Origin of the sequence: Paenibacillus filicis, assembly GCF_038070315.1 — a bacterium.
In the GTDB taxonomy this organism is placed as follows: Bacteria; Bacillota; Bacilli; order Paenibacillales; family NBRC-103111; genus Paenibacillus_G; species Paenibacillus_G filicis.
In genome coordinates, this window is record NZ_JBBPCC010000032.1 from 1 (window position 1) to 15,250 (window position 15,250).

Annotated in this window: 14 protein-coding genes, 8 tRNA genes and 1 rRNA gene; 20 read left to right on the forward strand and 3 right to left on the reverse strand. The window is 54.4% G+C overall.

Annotated features, from left to right (window positions below):
• The 9 genes from WMW72_RS32085 to WMW72_RS32125 all read left to right on the forward strand — a co-directional run.
• Nucleotides 1-127 (forward strand): 23S ribosomal RNA (locus tag WMW72_RS32085); the annotation flags it as partial.
• A gap of 103 nt (nt 128-230) precedes the next feature.
• Nucleotides 231-318: transfer RNA gene (locus WMW72_RS32090), tRNA-Ser, on the forward strand.
• Nucleotides 319-335: 17 nt separating this feature from the next.
• Nucleotides 336-412: transfer RNA gene (locus WMW72_RS32095), tRNA-Met, on the forward strand.
• A gap of 47 nt (nt 413-459) precedes the next feature.
• Nucleotides 460-535 (forward strand) — tRNA-Val (locus WMW72_RS32100).
• 13 nt (nt 536-548) lie between these two features.
• Nucleotides 549-624: transfer RNA gene (locus WMW72_RS32105), tRNA-Thr, on the forward strand.
• An 8-nt stretch (nt 625-632) separates the two neighbouring features.
• Nucleotides 633-709: transfer RNA gene (locus WMW72_RS32110), tRNA-Asp, on the forward strand.
• A gap of 145 nt (nt 710-854) precedes the next feature.
• A tRNA-Phe gene (locus tag WMW72_RS32115) sits at nt 855-930 on the forward strand.
• Nucleotides 931-939: 9 nt separating this feature from the next.
• Nucleotides 940-1,025 (forward strand) — tRNA-Tyr (locus WMW72_RS32120).
• An 8-nt stretch (nt 1,026-1,033) separates the two neighbouring features.
• Nucleotides 1,034-1,109 (forward strand) — tRNA-Lys (locus tag WMW72_RS32125).
• A gap of 126 nt (nt 1,110-1,235) precedes the next feature.
• On the opposite strand, the gene WMW72_RS32130 is transcribed toward WMW72_RS32125, so the two are convergent.
• The 3 genes from WMW72_RS32130 to WMW72_RS32140 are packed head-to-tail and all read right to left on the reverse strand — an operon-like array spanning nt 1,236 to nt 3,832.
• Entirely contained in the window at nt 1,236-2,816 is a 1,581-nt protein-coding gene (locus tag WMW72_RS32130) for a GMC family oxidoreductase (RefSeq protein ID WP_341419678.1), read from the reverse strand.
• Nucleotides 2,806-3,429 (reverse strand): gluconate 2-dehydrogenase subunit 3 family protein, encoded by a 624-nt coding sequence (locus tag WMW72_RS32135; protein ID WP_341419679.1) that lies wholly within the window; start codon nt 3,427-3,429, stop codon nt 2,806-2,808. The genes WMW72_RS32130 and WMW72_RS32135 overlap by 11 nt, the downstream gene beginning before the upstream one ends.
• Before the next feature lie 10 nt (nt 3,430-3,439).
• On the reverse strand, nt 3,440-3,832 hold the full coding sequence (locus tag WMW72_RS32140; protein ID WP_341419680.1) for a hypothetical protein: 393 nt from the start codon (nt 3,830-3,832) through the stop codon (nt 3,440-3,442).
• Between the two features lie 464 nt (nt 3,833-4,296).
• On the opposite strand from WMW72_RS32140, the gene WMW72_RS32145 reads away from it, so the two are divergent.
• The 11 genes from WMW72_RS32145 to hisB all read left to right on the forward strand — a co-directional run bounded on the left by WMW72_RS32145 (nt 4,297) and on the right by hisB (nt 15,250).
• Nucleotides 4,297-5,151 carry a C40 family peptidase gene (locus WMW72_RS32145; RefSeq protein ID WP_341419681.1) on the forward strand — a complete coding sequence of 285 codons (855 nt, stop codon included), beginning with the start codon at nt 4,297-4,299 and terminating at the stop codon, nt 5,149-5,151.
• 172 nt (nt 5,152-5,323) lie between these two features.
• Nucleotides 5,324-6,442, forward strand: coding sequence for a PucR family transcriptional regulator (locus WMW72_RS32150; protein ID WP_341419682.1), 1,119 nt, complete (start codon nt 5,324-5,326; stop codon nt 6,440-6,442).
• Nucleotides 6,443-6,532: 90 nt separating this feature from the next.
• A complete protein-coding gene (locus tag WMW72_RS32155) occupies nt 6,533-7,657 on the forward strand; it encodes an ABC transporter ATP-binding protein (protein ID WP_341419683.1) in 1,125 nt (374 codons plus the stop codon).
• 155 nt (nt 7,658-7,812) lie between these two features.
• Entirely contained in the window at nt 7,813-8,754 is a 942-nt protein-coding gene (gene hprK, locus WMW72_RS32160) for an HPr(Ser) kinase/phosphatase (RefSeq protein ID WP_341419684.1), read from the forward strand.
• A gap of 30 nt (nt 8,755-8,784) precedes the next feature.
• Complete coding sequence (gene lgt, locus WMW72_RS32165) at nt 8,785-9,876, forward strand: prolipoprotein diacylglyceryl transferase (RefSeq protein ID WP_341419685.1); 1,092 nt, start codon at nt 8,785-8,787, stop codon at nt 9,874-9,876.
• 114 nt (nt 9,877-9,990) lie between these two features.
• The gene (gene ppaX, locus WMW72_RS32170; RefSeq protein WP_341419686.1) at nt 9,991-10,671 is read left to right on the forward strand and encodes a pyrophosphatase PpaX; all 681 of its coding nucleotides are present in this window, start codon (nt 9,991-9,993) and stop codon (nt 10,669-10,671) included.
• Nucleotides 10,643-11,152: an acyltransferase gene (locus WMW72_RS32175; protein WP_341419687.1), complete on the forward strand. Its 510-nt coding sequence runs from the start codon at nt 10,643-10,645 to the stop codon at nt 11,150-11,152. Before ppaX ends, WMW72_RS32175 begins: the two co-directional genes overlap by 29 nt.
• A gap of 294 nt (nt 11,153-11,446) precedes the next feature.
• Nucleotides 11,447-12,649 carry an ATP phosphoribosyltransferase regulatory subunit gene (locus tag WMW72_RS32180; protein WP_341419688.1) on the forward strand — a complete coding sequence of 401 codons (1,203 nt, stop codon included), beginning with the start codon at nt 11,447-11,449 and terminating at the stop codon, nt 12,647-12,649.
• A gap of 15 nt (nt 12,650-12,664) precedes the next feature.
• On the forward strand, nt 12,665-13,309 hold the full coding sequence (gene hisG / locus WMW72_RS32185; protein WP_341419689.1) for an ATP phosphoribosyltransferase: 645 nt from the start codon (nt 12,665-12,667) through the stop codon (nt 13,307-13,309).
• Nucleotides 13,310-13,341: 32 nt separating this feature from the next.
• Nucleotides 13,342-14,631 (forward strand): histidinol dehydrogenase, encoded by a 1,290-nt coding sequence (gene hisD, locus WMW72_RS32190; protein WP_341419690.1) that lies wholly within the window; start codon nt 13,342-13,344, stop codon nt 14,629-14,631.
• Complete coding sequence (gene hisB, locus WMW72_RS32195; RefSeq protein ID WP_341419691.1) at nt 14,624-15,250, forward strand: imidazoleglycerol-phosphate dehydratase HisB; 627 nt, start codon at nt 14,624-14,626, stop codon at nt 15,248-15,250. Before hisD ends, hisB begins: the two co-directional genes overlap by 8 nt.

Here is a 15,250-nt window from a genome sequence, read left to right on the forward strand (position 1 = left end):
AGCCCCCCTCAAGATGAGATTTCCCAGTATGTAAGACCCCTTGTAGACGACGAGGTAGATAGGTTCGGGGTGGAAGCGCGGTAACGTGTGGAGCTGACGAATACTAATCGGTCGAGGGCTTATCCAATAGGTTTATGAAGGTAACCACTTCGTAAGCAAGCAGTTAAACAGCATTCAGCATGCTAAGTTTCGTATCCAGTTTTCAGGGCACAAACTCTGACTATAGGCTTGGAGAGATACCCAAGTGGCTCAAGGGGACCCTCTGCTAAGGGGTTAGACTGCGCAAGTGGTGCGAGGGTTCGAATCCCTCTCTCTCCGTTGATTTCTTATAACATGGCGGCGTAGCTCAGCTGGCTAGAGCGTACGGTTCATACCCGTAAGGTCGGGGGTTCGATCCCCTCTGCCGCTACCATATCCTTATTTCAGGTAAGGATTTATTTTTATGAAGGTCTATAATGTGGAGGCTTAGCTCAGCTGGGAGAGCATCTGCCTTACAAGCAGAGGGTCGGCGGTTCGATCCCGTCAGCCTCCACCATCTAATTTCATATGCCGTTGTAGCTCAATTGGTAGAGCAACTGACTTGTAATCAGTAGGTTGGGGGTTCAAGTCCTCTCGACGGCACCATTTCATGAGGAGCCGTGGTGTAGAGGCCTAACATGCCTGCCTGTCACGCAGGAGACCGCGGGTTCGAATCCCGTCGGCTCCGCCATGAATTACTTCCTGTGTAAACGGGATGAGAACCCCATGGGTTCGTCGAAGCTTAAGCTTCGTTAGCATTACTACGCAGTCTCGGAGTATAACGGAGAGTATCCCGTCGGCTCCGCCATGAATTTACTTTGTCATATCTTACATACGGCTCGGTAGCTCAGTCGGTAGAGCAGAGGACTGAAAATCCTCGTGTCGGCGGTTCGATTCCGTCCCGAGCCACCATAGTATCACGGAGGCTTAGCGAAGTGGCCAAACGCAGCAGACTGTAAATCTGTTCTCTGACGAGTTCGGTGGTTCGAATCCATCAGCCTCCACCATGTTCTTCGAGCCATTAGCTCAGTTGGTAGAGCACCTGACTTTTAATCAGGGTGTCGTAGGTTCGAGTCCTACATGGCTCACCATATATGTAAATGACAAAAGTCCTTCTATAATGAAGGACTTTTTTTATTAGCTATATCCGTTACTGACTCCCAGCCTGTCCCGAACGTCTTGCATGAGTGCAGGGCGTTACGGGACAGGTTCTTTGTTTACCAGTTTGACTTCAATGCGTGTTGTTTGAGGTAATCTGCCGTTCTATGGGCCAGGGCCATGACGGTATTGGTCGGATTGCCGGCTCCTGAGGTGACAAACATGCTGGAGCCGCACAGGAAGAGGTTGGGGATGTCATGGGACTGGCCGTAGCTGTTGACCACAGAGGTGTCCGGATCGTCACCCATGCGGCATCCGCCCATCAGATGGGCCGTGTCGGGTACAACGAACGCTGGGCGGCCTCCAGCAGCCTCTAGGATGCTGCTCATTCGCCCGACCGCATGATCGATCAGGCGCTTATCATTGTCGCCATAGCTGAACGTCACCCGGGCTACGGGCATCCCACGGGAGTCTTTCTCGTCACTCAGCGTAATCCGGTTATTGGGATCGGGAAGAACCTCCCCTACCATGGTGATCCGTGCGTAATAATTGTAATCGAGCATGGCTTCCCGGAGCCGTCTTCCCCATACCGGGGCTTGTCCCGGTCCAGAGGACTTGGCAAGACCTTGAGCGAAGCTGACCGGCTTGGCACCGTGGGCATGAAGCGTGTAGCCTTTGATGAAGCCTCGGGACTCCGAGGTTGTGTAGTACTCCTGTGTGGACGCGAGCACCGGTGTTCCTTTGTACAGGCGGACCTCCTGATCGAAGCGCGCATAAACATCATGACTGCTGTGCGTCATGAACGAGCGGCCTACCCAGCCGTTGCGATTAGCGAGCCCGTCAGGAAATTGGGCATTGGCCGAATTCAGCAGCAGACGGGGTGTCTCGATGACATGGGCAGCCAGAATGACGATGCGGGCACGCTGCTCATACATATTACTTTGATGCTCGAAGGTGACGCCGGTAGCTTTGCCCGCTGCATCGGTATTCACGCGCAGTACTGTACAGTCTGCGAGGACTTCGGCTCCAGCCCGGATGGCCCTTGGAATATGGACGATCAGCGTACTGAACTTGGCATTGGGCATGCAGCCTTGCTGGCAGAACCCTCGGTTAATGCAAGGGGGCCGATCCTCGAAAGGTGCAGATAAAATAGCGAGCGGAGTTACCGTCCAGGGAATGCCCAACCGTTCACAGCCTTCTGCGAATAGCTGGGCGTTAGGGCTGATCGGATCCCGCTCGGGATAAGGGTAGGGCCCGCGAAATGGCCCCCAGGGGAAATGCTTCGGGCCTGAGACCGCTATTTCACGCTCTACCTTGTGATAATAAGGCTCCAGATCGGCATAAGTGATCGGCCAGTCCTCGCCATGGCCTTCCAGGGTACGGCCTTGAAAATCCGTTTCGTGGAAACGAAGGAATACGCCTGTGAAGTGAGTGGTCCCCCCTCCTACGCCCCAGCCTGAATTATTAACGCCCATCTCCAGGGGATCAGCACCGTCCACTATACGTGTGTCTTGCCAGCCCAGCGATTGCATCGACAGCTCATCACTGGCGAAATCCCGCTGGGGATCGCGGAAGGGGCCAGACTCCAGCACAACGACCTTCATGCCGGCTTCGCTGAGCTCCTTGGCCAGTACGCCTCCGGCCGCTCCGGCTCCTACAATGACCACGTCGACTTCCTGTCCTTCATAGTTACGCTTCATCGTCTACGGGCACCTTCCTTGGCTCTTTGGCCTCCCAGGGGTCCGGCTCGCCCGGATGCATCCTGACATAACCGCGGGGATAAGCAGGTCCGCCATGGCCGATTTCCGACCAGATTTCGGGATGTGAATAATACGCGTCGATCGTCAGGCCGAGCAGCTTGTTAAACCAGGCGAGCACAGGCACATCCTTCCACAGATCAAGAGGCACCGCCTCTCCCTTGCAGAGCTCCTCCAGCATCGCTTGCTGGCGCTCAGGTGTAAGATGGAAGTAACGCTTGGTATACAGCGTCTGACACGCTGTATCGAGCGCCAGGAGGCCGGCTCGTATCAGTTGAGGGGCAGCGGGGATACCGGGCTGCCGCTGACTCTCTTTCCCCTGATCCAAGGTCTGGTCGATATGGTCGAGCACGTACTGGCATACCTCCGGCCGGTCATCATCCATAATCAGGCAGCAGAGCGTGCGCAACATCTCGGCTTCCACCGGCGTCAGGAAGTTATAGGTGCCGGATGTAAGAAGCCTGTCCATGACAAGGCGGCGGGTATGCGGATCCCATTCGTCCCGTTGGCTCATGATATCGTAGGAAGGATAGCGGGTTAGACGCTTGATAGTCATCGCTAAAGCTTCACCTCCAGTAATAGGCCAGCAGACCAAGAACGCTGATCGCACTGTACAGGACGGGCATCACGATCGGGGGGCCGGACAGAAAGTTACGCAGGGTATACCCGCCTACGCGTACCCTGACTCCGTGTACGTGATAGTACAGGCCCGCAGAGCCGATAACGACTCCCACCCACATCAGCAGCGAGAAAAAGGTCAGCAGTTGAGCGCTGCGGGCGGAGGCGAGCCAGAGGCCCGCTAGACTGAATACGGGAGAGGCAAGGACGGGAGCCCACATGGATTTATGATGGAAATTTTGTCTGTAGTGGGAAAGCGTTACTTGAAGGCCTAAGGCCAGATAGGCCAGGCCGACGAATAAATAAACCAGTCGCTCTAAGGACCAATTGTCCCAGTTCATGCAGTGGCCTCCTATAAATCAAAGTACATCCGACCTTCTGGATAGCGGCAGCGGATGCTCGGGAAGAGAGAACCTTTGTATTTTTCCCAGCAAATCTGAAGTTTATCCTACATTTAGCACGGCCGCCAGGTAATACGGAAGTTTCCAATTCAGGGAATTGTTTTCGAACAGCAAAGGCAGGAATTTCTTGTTCGTTCTAGACGGCTGATTGTACAATTCGAATAAAAATAGGAGAAACTGCAGGCAGACCGCGAGTTTTCCCGCTCTGTAGCAGTAGCAAGGCCAAGATCTCACTCCGGCACCAAGCCGCGTGAATCTTGGCTATTTGTGGTCCGGTTGGAAGCAGAATACGAAGGCAGGAAGTTATTGAGCAGTGCGCTTGGTTTTTCTCCCATGGTAATCTGTGAGGGCAAGGGCAGAGTATGCCCGACATGGATAATACTTAACAATCTGGGAGGAACATCATGAAGATTCCATACCTCGCGATCCGCACCGCAGGCATGACAGCGGCAGTTGCCATTATGTTAACGGGAGCGCTTGCAAGTACCGTTTCCGCTGCGTATGACGACATGGATGCCGTATCCCTCGCTGAGAAAATGGTAGGGAAAGGCTATACGGCAAGCGGGGAAACGCCATCCGAAGGGTTTGATGCTTCCGGACTCACCACGTACATTTTCCAAACGCTTAACTACCAAATGCCACGCAATCTGGATGACCAGTTCACGATGAACAAGCCTCAGGTGAAGTCGATAGCCGATGCCGAGCCTGGCGATGTGCTGTTCTTCGGGAGCCATAACAAGCCTAGTTTCTCGGGCATCTATACGGGAGGCGGCAAGATGGTGCTGGCATTGAGCAGCAAGTCAGAGGTGGTCACGCGCAGCGTCAACGACTTCAAGAGCCAGTATCTGGGCGGGCGACGGATTTTGTCCGCGAAGGACCGGCTTCGTGTGAATTTGATTTTGACGGCTCAGCAATACCTGGGAGTGCCTTATGATTTCGGTGCGAAGTACGGTCAGACCAAGACCTTCGACTGCTCCTCCTTCATGAAGTGGATTTTCAACAAATACGACATCGACCTGCCTCGCGTCTCACGGGATCAGGCGAAGGAAGGGACCTTCGTCAGCCGCAGCAATCTGGCGGCAGGAGACTTGGTATTCTTCACGACCCGGGATTCGGGAGGCAAGATCGGACATGTCGGCATGTATGTCGGCAATGGCATGATGATTCATACGTTCGGAGAGGGCGGAGTCAAGTTCAGCACGATCGCCAGCGGGTGGTGGGACGATCATTACGTGACCGCACGCCGGGTCATCCGATAAGAGAAGCACGGAGAGCGAAAGGGAGCCGAGGCTCCCTTTTTTGTTGTCCGGCAGGGGGATTGTGCTACAATATAAAGAGGAAGCGCCTTCAAGCGCGCATCCGTAGAGAGAATGTATGCGGCAAGCAAGGATTATGCGACAGCCGCTGCAGCTAAGGAGAGGGAGCCTCAGGATGGATTGGGAACTCATACGACAGCAAATCGAAGGCGTATTAGGCATTGCCGTAAGCGTTGAAAAACGGTCCTCAGAGGATTGGTCGAAGCTGGTGAAGGAGCAGGGAGCTCCGGCCGCAGGTCTTGCAAGCTCTGGAATAGCGGCGGGCGAATTCGTTTATGTCCCGGTTCAAAAGGAAGGGCAGGACATGCTGCTGCTGAAGTTTCCGGCCGCAGGTATCACCGAGCGGGAGCGCCAACTGATCGCGCTGATGCTCGACTCCCGCAAGTCGCAAGAGAAGAAATCCATGGCTCCCAGCGGAGAAGAAGAGCGCAAGGCCGCCTTGATCCGTGAATGGTTCAAGGGCCAGCAGGAGCTCGGCTATGTGCAGGCGGAGCTGCCGGATACCCTGGTCTCTCAGTTGTCTCTATATTCCACTAAAATCCCGCTCTTGGTATACGTCGATCAGACGACATCGCGGCGGGTGCATTATACCGATCTCAAGAAGCTGCTCGAGTCGTTCTTCGACGCTTCGATCACTTTAATTCCTCTGACGGACAAGGAGTGGCTGGTGCTTGGGCCGGAAAAGATTCTAGCGATGGATCTCGGCGATGAACGCGCTGATTCGTCGGAAGAGACGCTGGAGGACCGGCTGGCCACACTGGGCTACGGACTCCATGAGATGCTCGAGAATGAGTGGGTCGGAGAATGTCACCTGGCTGTTCACTACCCGATGCTCCCGGCCAAGTCGCTGTACTCGGCTATTCTGCAGCTGCGCGAGACGATCATGCTGGGGAGGACCTATCATATTGGCAGCAATATGCATCTGCCGTGGGAGCTTCAACTGGAGAAGCTGGTTCATCTGATCCCTGACGGCGAGAAGGCGAATTTTCTCGAACGGGTGCTGAAAAGACTGGACCTCGCGTTTGATTCGGAGACGATGACAACGCTCGAGCATTTCTTCCAGTTGGACTGTAATGTCAGTGAAACGGCCAAGAAGCTGTACATTCACCGCAACACGCTGTTGTATCGGCTGGACAAGTTCAAGCAGGAGACCGGACTTGACGTGAGAACGTTTAATCACGCCGTGCTTGTGAAGATTGCCATGCTATTGTACAAAGTAACGAAAAGAAAGTGATTTTTTTGTGAAGATTGTGCATAGTCAGCGCTTAGCGCGTGAGGTATGATTTAAACATATTCAGATACCATCTCGTAGGGGGAATTAATCATGGCAGGTGTACGTTTGAACCACATCGTTAAAAAATATCCGGGTGCGACGGAATCGACAGTTAAAGATTTTCACTTGGACATCAAGGATAAAGAGTTTCTCGTACTTGTAGGAGCTTCCGGTTGTGGGAAATCGACGACACTTCGTATGATCGCTGGCCTTGAGGAAATCACGGAAGGCGAGCTGTACATCGGCGACCGCCTTGTAAACGACGTTGCTCCTAAAGACCGCGACATCGCGATGGTGTTCCAGTCTTACGCTTTGTATCCGCACATGAACGTTTATCAAAACATGGCTTTCGGTTTGAAGTTGCGTAAGTTCAAGAAAGCCGACATCGACGCTCGCGTTCGCGAAGCTGCGAAAATTCTCGACATCGAGCACTTGCTCGACCGTAAACCGAAGGCTCTCTCCGGTGGTCAGCGTCAACGTGTTGCCTTGGGCCGCGCTATCGTCCGTGAACCACAAGTGTTCCTGATGGATGAGCCGCTCTCCAACTTGGATGCCAAGCTGCGCGTACAGATGCGTGCTGAGATCACGAAGCTGGTTAAACGTCTTGAAACAACGACGGTTTATGTAACGCATGACCAAACAGAAGCCATGACGATGGGCGACCGTATCGTCGTTATGGATAAAGGAATCATCCAACAGGCAGCTACGCCTGAAGAAATTTATAACTTCCCGGTTAACATTTTCGTTGCCGGCTTCATCGGATCGCCTTCGATGAACTTCATTCACGGCAGCTTCACTGAGCAAGGCGGCAGCTTGTACTTCCGCGCTTCCGGTGTGAACCTGCAAGTTCCTGAAGGCAAAGCGAAAATTCTTCGCGATAAAGGGTATACTAACAAAGAAGTAACCCTGGGTGTTCGCCCGGAAGATCTTCATGAAGAAGCGATCTTCATCGAGGCATCCCCGAACTCCGTCGTGAACGCACACATCGAAGTGGCTGAAAACCTTGGTCACGAGTTGCAAATTCACTTGGCCGGACTCGGCACGAACAATATCGTAGCACGCGTAGACGGACGTTCGGGCTTCCACGAAGGACAAAACGTAAAGCTGGCTATCGATATGAACAAAGTTCACTTCTTCGACAAGGAAACAACGGCGTCCATCCTGCTGAACGCTTAATTAGATTCAACACCAAAACCAGCCTGTCACAGGCTGGTTTTTTGCTATGAGAAGGTTTGGGTGAGCGGTATCAACCGCACAACGCTTCCAGCGGTTGATTTATGCGCCCGATTCCGATACGATGAGCATATTGGGATAAAAAGGAGTCGAACCACTTGGGTAAAAAAGTCAGAGTAGCGGATATGGTGAAAGAGTTTCAGCTTGAAATCATTTGCGGCGAAGAAGGCTTGAAACGCCCGATTACGACCGCCGACCTATACCGGCCTGGCCTGGAGATGGCGGGCTATTATGAGTTTCATCCGCATGACCGCGTCCAAATTCTCGGGAAAACAGAGCTGACCTTTTTTGAGGGACTAACGCCTGAATTTCGTGTAGAGCGGATGAACTGGCTGTGCGCGCCTCAGGAGACGCCCTGCATCATCTTAAGTCGCGGCCTGGAGGCTCCGATTGAGCTGCTGCATGCGGCGAGCGAGCATCAGGTTGCCGTACTCCGCACCCCTATGGCTACGACGATTCTGGCCAGCCGCGTGACGAACTTCCTGGAGAACCGTCTAGCGCCGTCTACGACGATCCACGGGGTCTTGGTCGATGTTTATGGCATCGGTATGCTGATATCCGGCTCAAGTGGGATCGGGAAAAGCGAAACGGCACTGGAGCTTGTGAAGAGAGGACATCGGCTGATCGCGGATGATGCGGTTGAAATTCGGCAGACAGCGGATCATACGCTGATCGGGAATGCACCCGAGCTGATCCGGTATTTGCTCGAAATCCGCGGAATCGGCATTATTAATGTGATGACGTTATTCGGGGCGGGCGCTGTACGTACGGCTAAGAAAATCTCAGTGGTCTGCAAACTTGAGAACTGGCAGCAAGATAAGCAGTATGACCGTCTGGGTCTGGATGAAGAGACGACACGTATTATCGACACCGATATTCCGCTCGTGACCATACCTGTGCGGCCTGGGCGAAATCTGGCTGTTATCATCGAGGTTGCGGCGATGAATTACAGACTGAAGCGGATGGGCTATAACGCAGCGCTGCAATTTACGAATAAACTAACGGAATCCTTGAATGACGATATGGACGACTTGGAATAGAAGCTTCGAGATAAGGGAGACGAAAATATTATGTTTCTAGCTTTGAATCCAATTGCTTTTTCGCTCGGACCGATCAGCGTACATTGGTACGGCATCATTCTAGGTACTGCAGCCTTAATCGGACTTGTCCTGGCTATCCAAGAGGGCAAGCGTTTCGGCATTCCATCGGATTTTTTCATGGATCTGCTGCTGATTGGCGTACCTTCCGCGATTATCGGAGCGAGAATTTATTATGTGGCTTTCAAATGGGAGGATTACCGGGATAACTGGGTCGACGTCTTCAAGATCTGGAACGGCGGTATCGCGATCTATGGCGCTTTGATCGGGGCGATCATCGCGGCGCTGATCTATGTAAGGCGCAAGGGATATTCGTTCTGGCGAATTGCGGATATTTGTGCTCCAGGTTTGATCGTCGGACAAGCCATCGGCCGTTGGGGTAACTTTATCAATCAGGAAGCTCATGGCGGGCCGGTGCTGGAGTCCTTTTTACGCGATAATCTTCATCTGCCGAACTTTATCGTGAATCAGATGATGATTGAAGGCACGTTCTACCATCCGACCTACCTGTATGAATCGCTATGGAATTTGGTCGGGCTAGTGCTTCTGTTTATTTTGCGGAGACAAAAATTCTTGCGCTCCGGCGAGCTGTTCCTCAGCTACTTCATCTGGTATTCCATCGGTCGCTTCTTCATCGAAGCCTTCCGGACGGACAGTCTGGACTTTACCGGGCCTCAATGGCTGGCTTCATTGATGAACGGTCTGTGGTCGCCGATGCATGCATTCGGCTTCGAGCAAGGCGCCTTGACGTATGGCGGCAATGTGCGGATCTCCCAGCTGCTCGCTCTGCTGATTGTTGTAGCAGCGATAACGCTGATTGTGGTCAGAAGGCGTACCGGGGCATCGGCTGAGCGCTATGCGGATCCTATCGTGTCTACAATTGGCTTGGCTACCCAAGCTACCGAGCAGGTTAGCGGGGCGCCTGGTGCAAGCCAGGCAGACATGCACGGAGATACAGAGAAAGCGCATGACGATCAAAGCAGCGAAAACCCCAGTAACGATCAAGAAGAATCCCATAAAGAGCATGTTAAGAAAGAACCATCCAACAAAGAAGAGAGCAGCTAGGATGAATGAAAGCCTCGCTAGGCTTATAGCCGGAGCAGGCCGGAGCCGATGACACATAATCACCAACGGTCATCTCATCCGATGGACGGCTGCAAGCAGAAGGAGTGCATGAACATGATTTCAACGGTACTGTTTGACCTTGATGGAACGATTCTGGACACGAATGAACTTATTATTCAGTCGTTCTTGCATACCTTCACGGGTGTTACGCCAGAACCGGTAACGCGGGAGCATATTATACCGAATATGGGCCGCCCTCTGCATGAGCAGATGGTATTCTTCTCCGGCCGCGAAGAAGTAGAGGATCTGATCCTCAAGTACCGGGAGTACAACATCAGACGGCATGATGAGCTTGTGACGGCATTTCCCCATGTACCGGAGACGCTCGCTCGTCTCAAGGCAGCAGGGCTTAAGCTAGGAGTCGTCACAAGTAAAATCCGCAAAACCTCAGAAATGGGCCTTCGGTTGACGGGAATTTTCGAATATTTCGATACTATAGTGACGGTGGAAGAGGTTGAGAAGGCCAAGCCGGACCCCGAAGGAATTTTGAAGGCGCTGCAGGTGTTCGGCGCAGATATTTCCGAAGCTGTGATGGTGGGCGATAGCCACTATGACATCGAAGCTGCTCGTAATGCCGGCGTTCCATCGGTAGGCGTATCCTGGTCGCTGAAGGGGATCGAGTATTTGCAGGCTTACAGTCCGACTTACGTAATAGACGATATTCGCGAACTACTGCCGATCGTCGGCGTTGAAGGAGCAATCACGGTTGAGAGAGACGGAACGGTATCCGGTTGACGGTCCTAATTCTTTATGGCAGGTATACAGTACGATCAGCCGCTGGAAGGCTGTCCGTAACTTCGTGTTCATCCAGATTTCGAGGTATGCACCCTCTCTTCCCCTGAAACGGTGGATTTACCGCCGGATTCTTGGGATGAAGGTGGGGGAGCATGCTTCTTTTGCCTTGATGGTGATGGTGGATGTCTTCTTCCCGGAGAAAATTGAGGTCGGCGACAACACGATCATCGGCTATAACTCCACCATTCTGACGCATGAATACTTGATCAAGGAGTATCGGCTCGGGCGGGTGCGAATCGGTTCGCATGTGATGATCGGGGCCAATACGACGATTCTCCCCGGGGTGACGATCGGGGATCATGCCGTGGTTGCGGCGGGCTCAGTCGTATATAAGGACGTGGCTCCCTACAGCTTCGTCGGGGGAAACCCGATGAGGGTGATTCGGGAGGATGTCAGGCAGGAGACCGTCGCCGAGAGGTGAAAGCAAGTCCGGTCTGAGAGCGAGAAGACCTTCCTAGATGAACGCGTGAGGGCGAGGACATTGGGGACAGGTCATGAAGGGGCATGACACGCCTTGGAAATTCGCCATCAGGGCGATCTATAAGAGCCTCGGAGAGCCAGGGAATTAAGGCTTCAAAGGCCAAACGGGCCGTTCGTGCACCATTGACGGAGTATAAAATCCATGTTAGACTTACGAATACATTCTTTATTTTGGTAGTATGGTAGCACATTAGCGAACTAAAGTAAATAACTAACGATAGCAGGGTGAATGCCGGTGTCCAAACCTAAAGTATTTGAAAAGCCGATAGGTGTGAAGGATTACTTGCCCGAGGCCGCTGCCAAGCTGCGCAGCATCGAGCTGAAGGTGATGCAATGTATGGAGCGCTGGGGTTACCGAGAGATTATTACACCAACGCTGGAATACTACGACACGGTCGGGGTAGCTAGCTCGACAGAGGATAAGAAGCTATTTAAGCTGCTGGACCGCAATGGTACGACGCTGGTGCTGCGTTCCGACATCACAGCACCGATCGCACGGGTCGTATCGTCGCTGCTGCGGGAGCACCGGTTCCCGCTGCGGCTGTCTTACCATGCGAACGTATTCCGTGCGATTGAAGCGGAAGCTGGACGCGATGCGGAGTTCTTCCAGGCGGGCGTTGAGCTGGTCGGCGATGCGTCCAGCGAGTCGGATGCGGAGGTTATCGCGCTGGCAGTCGCTTGCTTGCAGGCAGCGGGCGTCCAGCAGTTCAAGATTGCGGTCGGCCATGTCGGCTTCTTGAACGGCTTGTTCCAGGAGACGCTGCAGGAACGCCAGGACGCACAGACCCAGCTCAAGGCTTGCCTGTTGAACCGCGACTATGTCGGCTATCGTGAGGCACTGAAGGGTCTGGGGCTGTCTGCCTCGGTACAGTCGGAGCTGGACGGCATTCTTCGTCTGCGTGGAGGTCAGGAGATTTGCGGTCAGGCGCTTCAATTGACCTCAGACCCTGTAGCGCAAGCGGCGATCGAGCATCTGTGCGAGGTTTGGGATGTGCTTGAAGCTTATGGCGTCAGCGAGCATGTACTGATCGATCTGACGATGATCGGGGATTTCTCTTACTATACGGGGATGACGTTCGAAGGCTACGCCTCCGACCTGGGCTTCCCGGTGTGCAGCGGAGGACGGTACGACAACTTGCTGGCGCAGTTTGGCCGGCCGGCTCCGGCAACGGGCTTTGCACTCAAAACCAACCGTATTCTCGAGGTGGTCAGCAAGAGAGCGGCCAGCGAGCCGGAAAGCCGCGTGCTGATCGTGTATACGGCGGACAATCGGTCTGCGGCGCTCGCGGAAGCGGGATCGCTAAGAGCGGAAGGCCACGCGGCAGTGGAGACGCTGCTCGTAGAGAATGCCGGGGGATATGAGAAGACCGCACAAGCGGACGGTACGGTTGTGGTGCGCGATGTCGTGTATCGCAGCGTGATTGAGTTTGTGAAGTAAAGGAGCGGGGAACTGATGCAGGAGTTATTGAAAGTGGCTATGCCCAAGGGGCGCATCTACAAGCAGGCCTCCAAGCTGTTCCGCCAAGCGGGGCTGACGATACCGGAGGAGACGGATGAGTCGCGCAAGCTGATTATCGCTGTGCCCGAGGCCAATATGGAATTCATCATGGCGAAGCCGGTGGACGTACCTACTTATGTAGAGTACGGCGTAGCGGATATCGGCGTCGTCGGCAAGGATGTTCTGATGGAGGAGAACCGCGATGTCTACGAGCTGCTGGATCTGGGCATCGCCCGCTGCCGGATGTCGGTCATCGGTCTGCCGGACTGGAAGCCGGTGTTGAATCCGCGTGTGGCGACCAAGTATCCTAATGTAGCTTCCCAATATTTCCGGGAGCGGGGTCAGCAGGTAGAGGTTATTAAGCTGAACGGGTCCATCGAGCTGGCGCCTCTGATCGGGCTGGCTGACCGGATCGTCGATATGGTCGAAACTGGCAGTACGATCCGGGAGAACGGACTGGCCGAGCATGAGGAAATTTTCTCGATCACCAGCCGTCTGATTGCCAACCGAGTCAGTTACCGGATGAAGAACAATGCAATCCAGGCGTTGTGTGATCGACTGCAGCCCGTTATCTCGGCTGTACTTGCGGCGAAGAAATAACTAGCTATATGCAGAAAGGAGGCTCCTGGCTTATGAAAGTGATTCCGGCGTCTGAATTTTCATTAAAGCGCGAGGTCGAGTACGGCTCCCCCGAGCAAAATGAGCGCGTGCGATTCATTATAGAGGAAGTGCGTCAGCACGGAGATGAGGCCCTGCGCCGTTTTGCCAAGGAGTTCGACCGCGTCGAGCTGCAGGAGCTGCGCGTGAAGGATAGTGAAATCCAGGATGCCTACGGCAAGGTAGACCAGGAATTTCTGGAGGCGATCCGTGAGGCTGCGGTTAACATCCGCCGCTTCCACGAGAAGCAGCTTCGTTCGTCCTGGATGGATCTGCAGCCAGATGGCACGATTCTTGGCCAAGTCATGCGTCCTCTGCGCCGGGTAGGCTTGTATGTCCCAGGTGGCAAGGCGGCGTATCCATCCTCTGTGTTGATGAATGCGATCCCGGCCCAGGTGGCAGGGGTGCCGGAGATCGTGATGGTGACGCCTCCTGCGACGGCTGGCGTCGAGGGGATCGACCCCCATATTCTCGTAGCAGCGGCCGAGGCTGGCGTGCGCGAGATTTACCGGGTCGGCGGCGCTCAGGCGGTCGCTGCACTCGCCTATGGTACGGAGTCGATCGCTCCGGCCGATAAGGTCGTCGGGCCGGGCAATATTTACGTGGCGCTGGCCAAGCGCTACGTGTTCGGCGTCGTCGATATCGACAGCATCGCAGGTCCCAGCGAGATCGTCGTGCTGGCCGATGAGTTCGCGGACGCTTCATACATTGCGGCCGATCTGCTGTCACAGGCGGAGCATGACGAGATGGCGTCGGCCATCCTGGTTACGCCGTCGGAGACGCTGGCGCAGGCCGTGAAGCTGGAGGTGGAGCGCCAACTGGCTGAGCTGCCGCGGCGTGAGATCGCGGAGCAGTCGATCCGCGACTACGGGGCGATCCTGACGGTGTCTACGCTGGAGGAAGGTATCGATATCGTCAACCGTCTGGCACCGGAGCATCTGGAGATTCTGGTGCAGGAACCGTTCGCCTATATCGGCAAGATCGAGAATGCCGGGGCGATTTTCCTCGGTCCATACAGCTCGGAGCCGGTGGGCGACTACTTCGCCGGTCCGAACCATGTACTGCCGACCAATGGCACGGCAAGATTCTCATCACCGCTGAACGTGGACCACTTTATGAAAAAATCGAGCGTGATCTATTACAGCAAGGAAGCGCTGCTGCGCGACGGCGGCAAGATTATGTCGCTCGCCCGGCACGAAGGGCTGGAGGCGCATGCGCGCGCCATTGAAATCCGTTTGGAGAAAGAAGGGGACTCTCGTGGCTGAGTTGGAACAAGGAACAGGAGCGGCTTCGCAGCCTGTACGCCGGGCGGAAGTATCGCGCCGGACGAATGAAACCGATATTCAATTGGCATTTCAAGTAGATGGTACCGGGGTGTCCGAGATTGAAACGGATGTACCGTTCCTCAATCATATGCTGGATCTGTTCACCAAGCATGGACAGTTCAACCTGAAGGTGGACGCCAGAGGCGATGTGGAGATCGACGATCACCACACGGTCGAGGATATCGGCATCTGTCTCGGACAGACGCTGCGCGAGGCGCTAGGCGACAAGCGGGGCATCAAACGGTATGCGAGCGTATTTATTCCGATGGATGAAGCGCTGGCTCAAGTGGTCATCGACATCAGCAACCGGCCTCACTTCGAATACCGGGCGGAGTATCCTTCGGCGACCGTAGGCAGCTTCACGACGGAGCTTGTGCATGAGTTTCTATGGAAGTTCGCGCTGGAGGCGCGCATCACGCTGCATGTGATCGTGCATTACGGCCATAACACACACCACATGATCGAGGCAATATTCAAGGCGCTCGGACGCGCCCTTGACGAAGCGACGAGCATCGATCCCCGCGTCCAGGGAGTTCCGTCGACGAAAGGGGTTCTGTAG

Coding starts and splice junctions, on each gene's coding strand:
- hisD (WP_341419690.1), top strand. CDS start 13,342: ATGAAAGTGATTCCGGCGTCTGAATTTTCATTAAAGCGCGAGGTCGAG.
- WMW72_RS32150 (WP_341419682.1), top strand. CDS start 5,324: ATGGATTGGGAACTCATACGACAGCAAATCGAAGGCGTATTAGGCATT.
- WMW72_RS32135 (WP_341419679.1), bottom strand. CDS start 3,429: ATGACTATCAAGCGTCTAACCCGCTATCCTTCCTACGATATCATGAGC.
- WMW72_RS32140 (WP_341419680.1), bottom strand. CDS start 3,832: ATGAACTGGGACAATTGGTCCTTAGAGCGACTGGTTTATTTATTCGTC.
- WMW72_RS32155 (WP_341419683.1), top strand. CDS start 6,533: ATGGCAGGTGTACGTTTGAACCACATCGTTAAAAAATATCCGGGTGCG.
- lgt (WP_341419685.1), top strand. CDS start 8,785: ATGTTTCTAGCTTTGAATCCAATTGCTTTTTCGCTCGGACCGATCAGC.
- WMW72_RS32145 (WP_341419681.1), top strand. CDS start 4,297: ATGAAGATTCCATACCTCGCGATCCGCACCGCAGGCATGACAGCGGCA.
- WMW72_RS32130 (WP_341419678.1), bottom strand. CDS start 2,816: ATGAAGCGTAACTATGAAGGACAGGAAGTCGACGTGGTCATTGTAGGA.
- ppaX (WP_341419686.1), top strand. CDS start 9,991: ATGATTTCAACGGTACTGTTTGACCTTGATGGAACGATTCTGGACACG.
- hisG (WP_341419689.1), top strand. CDS start 12,665: ATGCAGGAGTTATTGAAAGTGGCTATGCCCAAGGGGCGCATCTACAAG.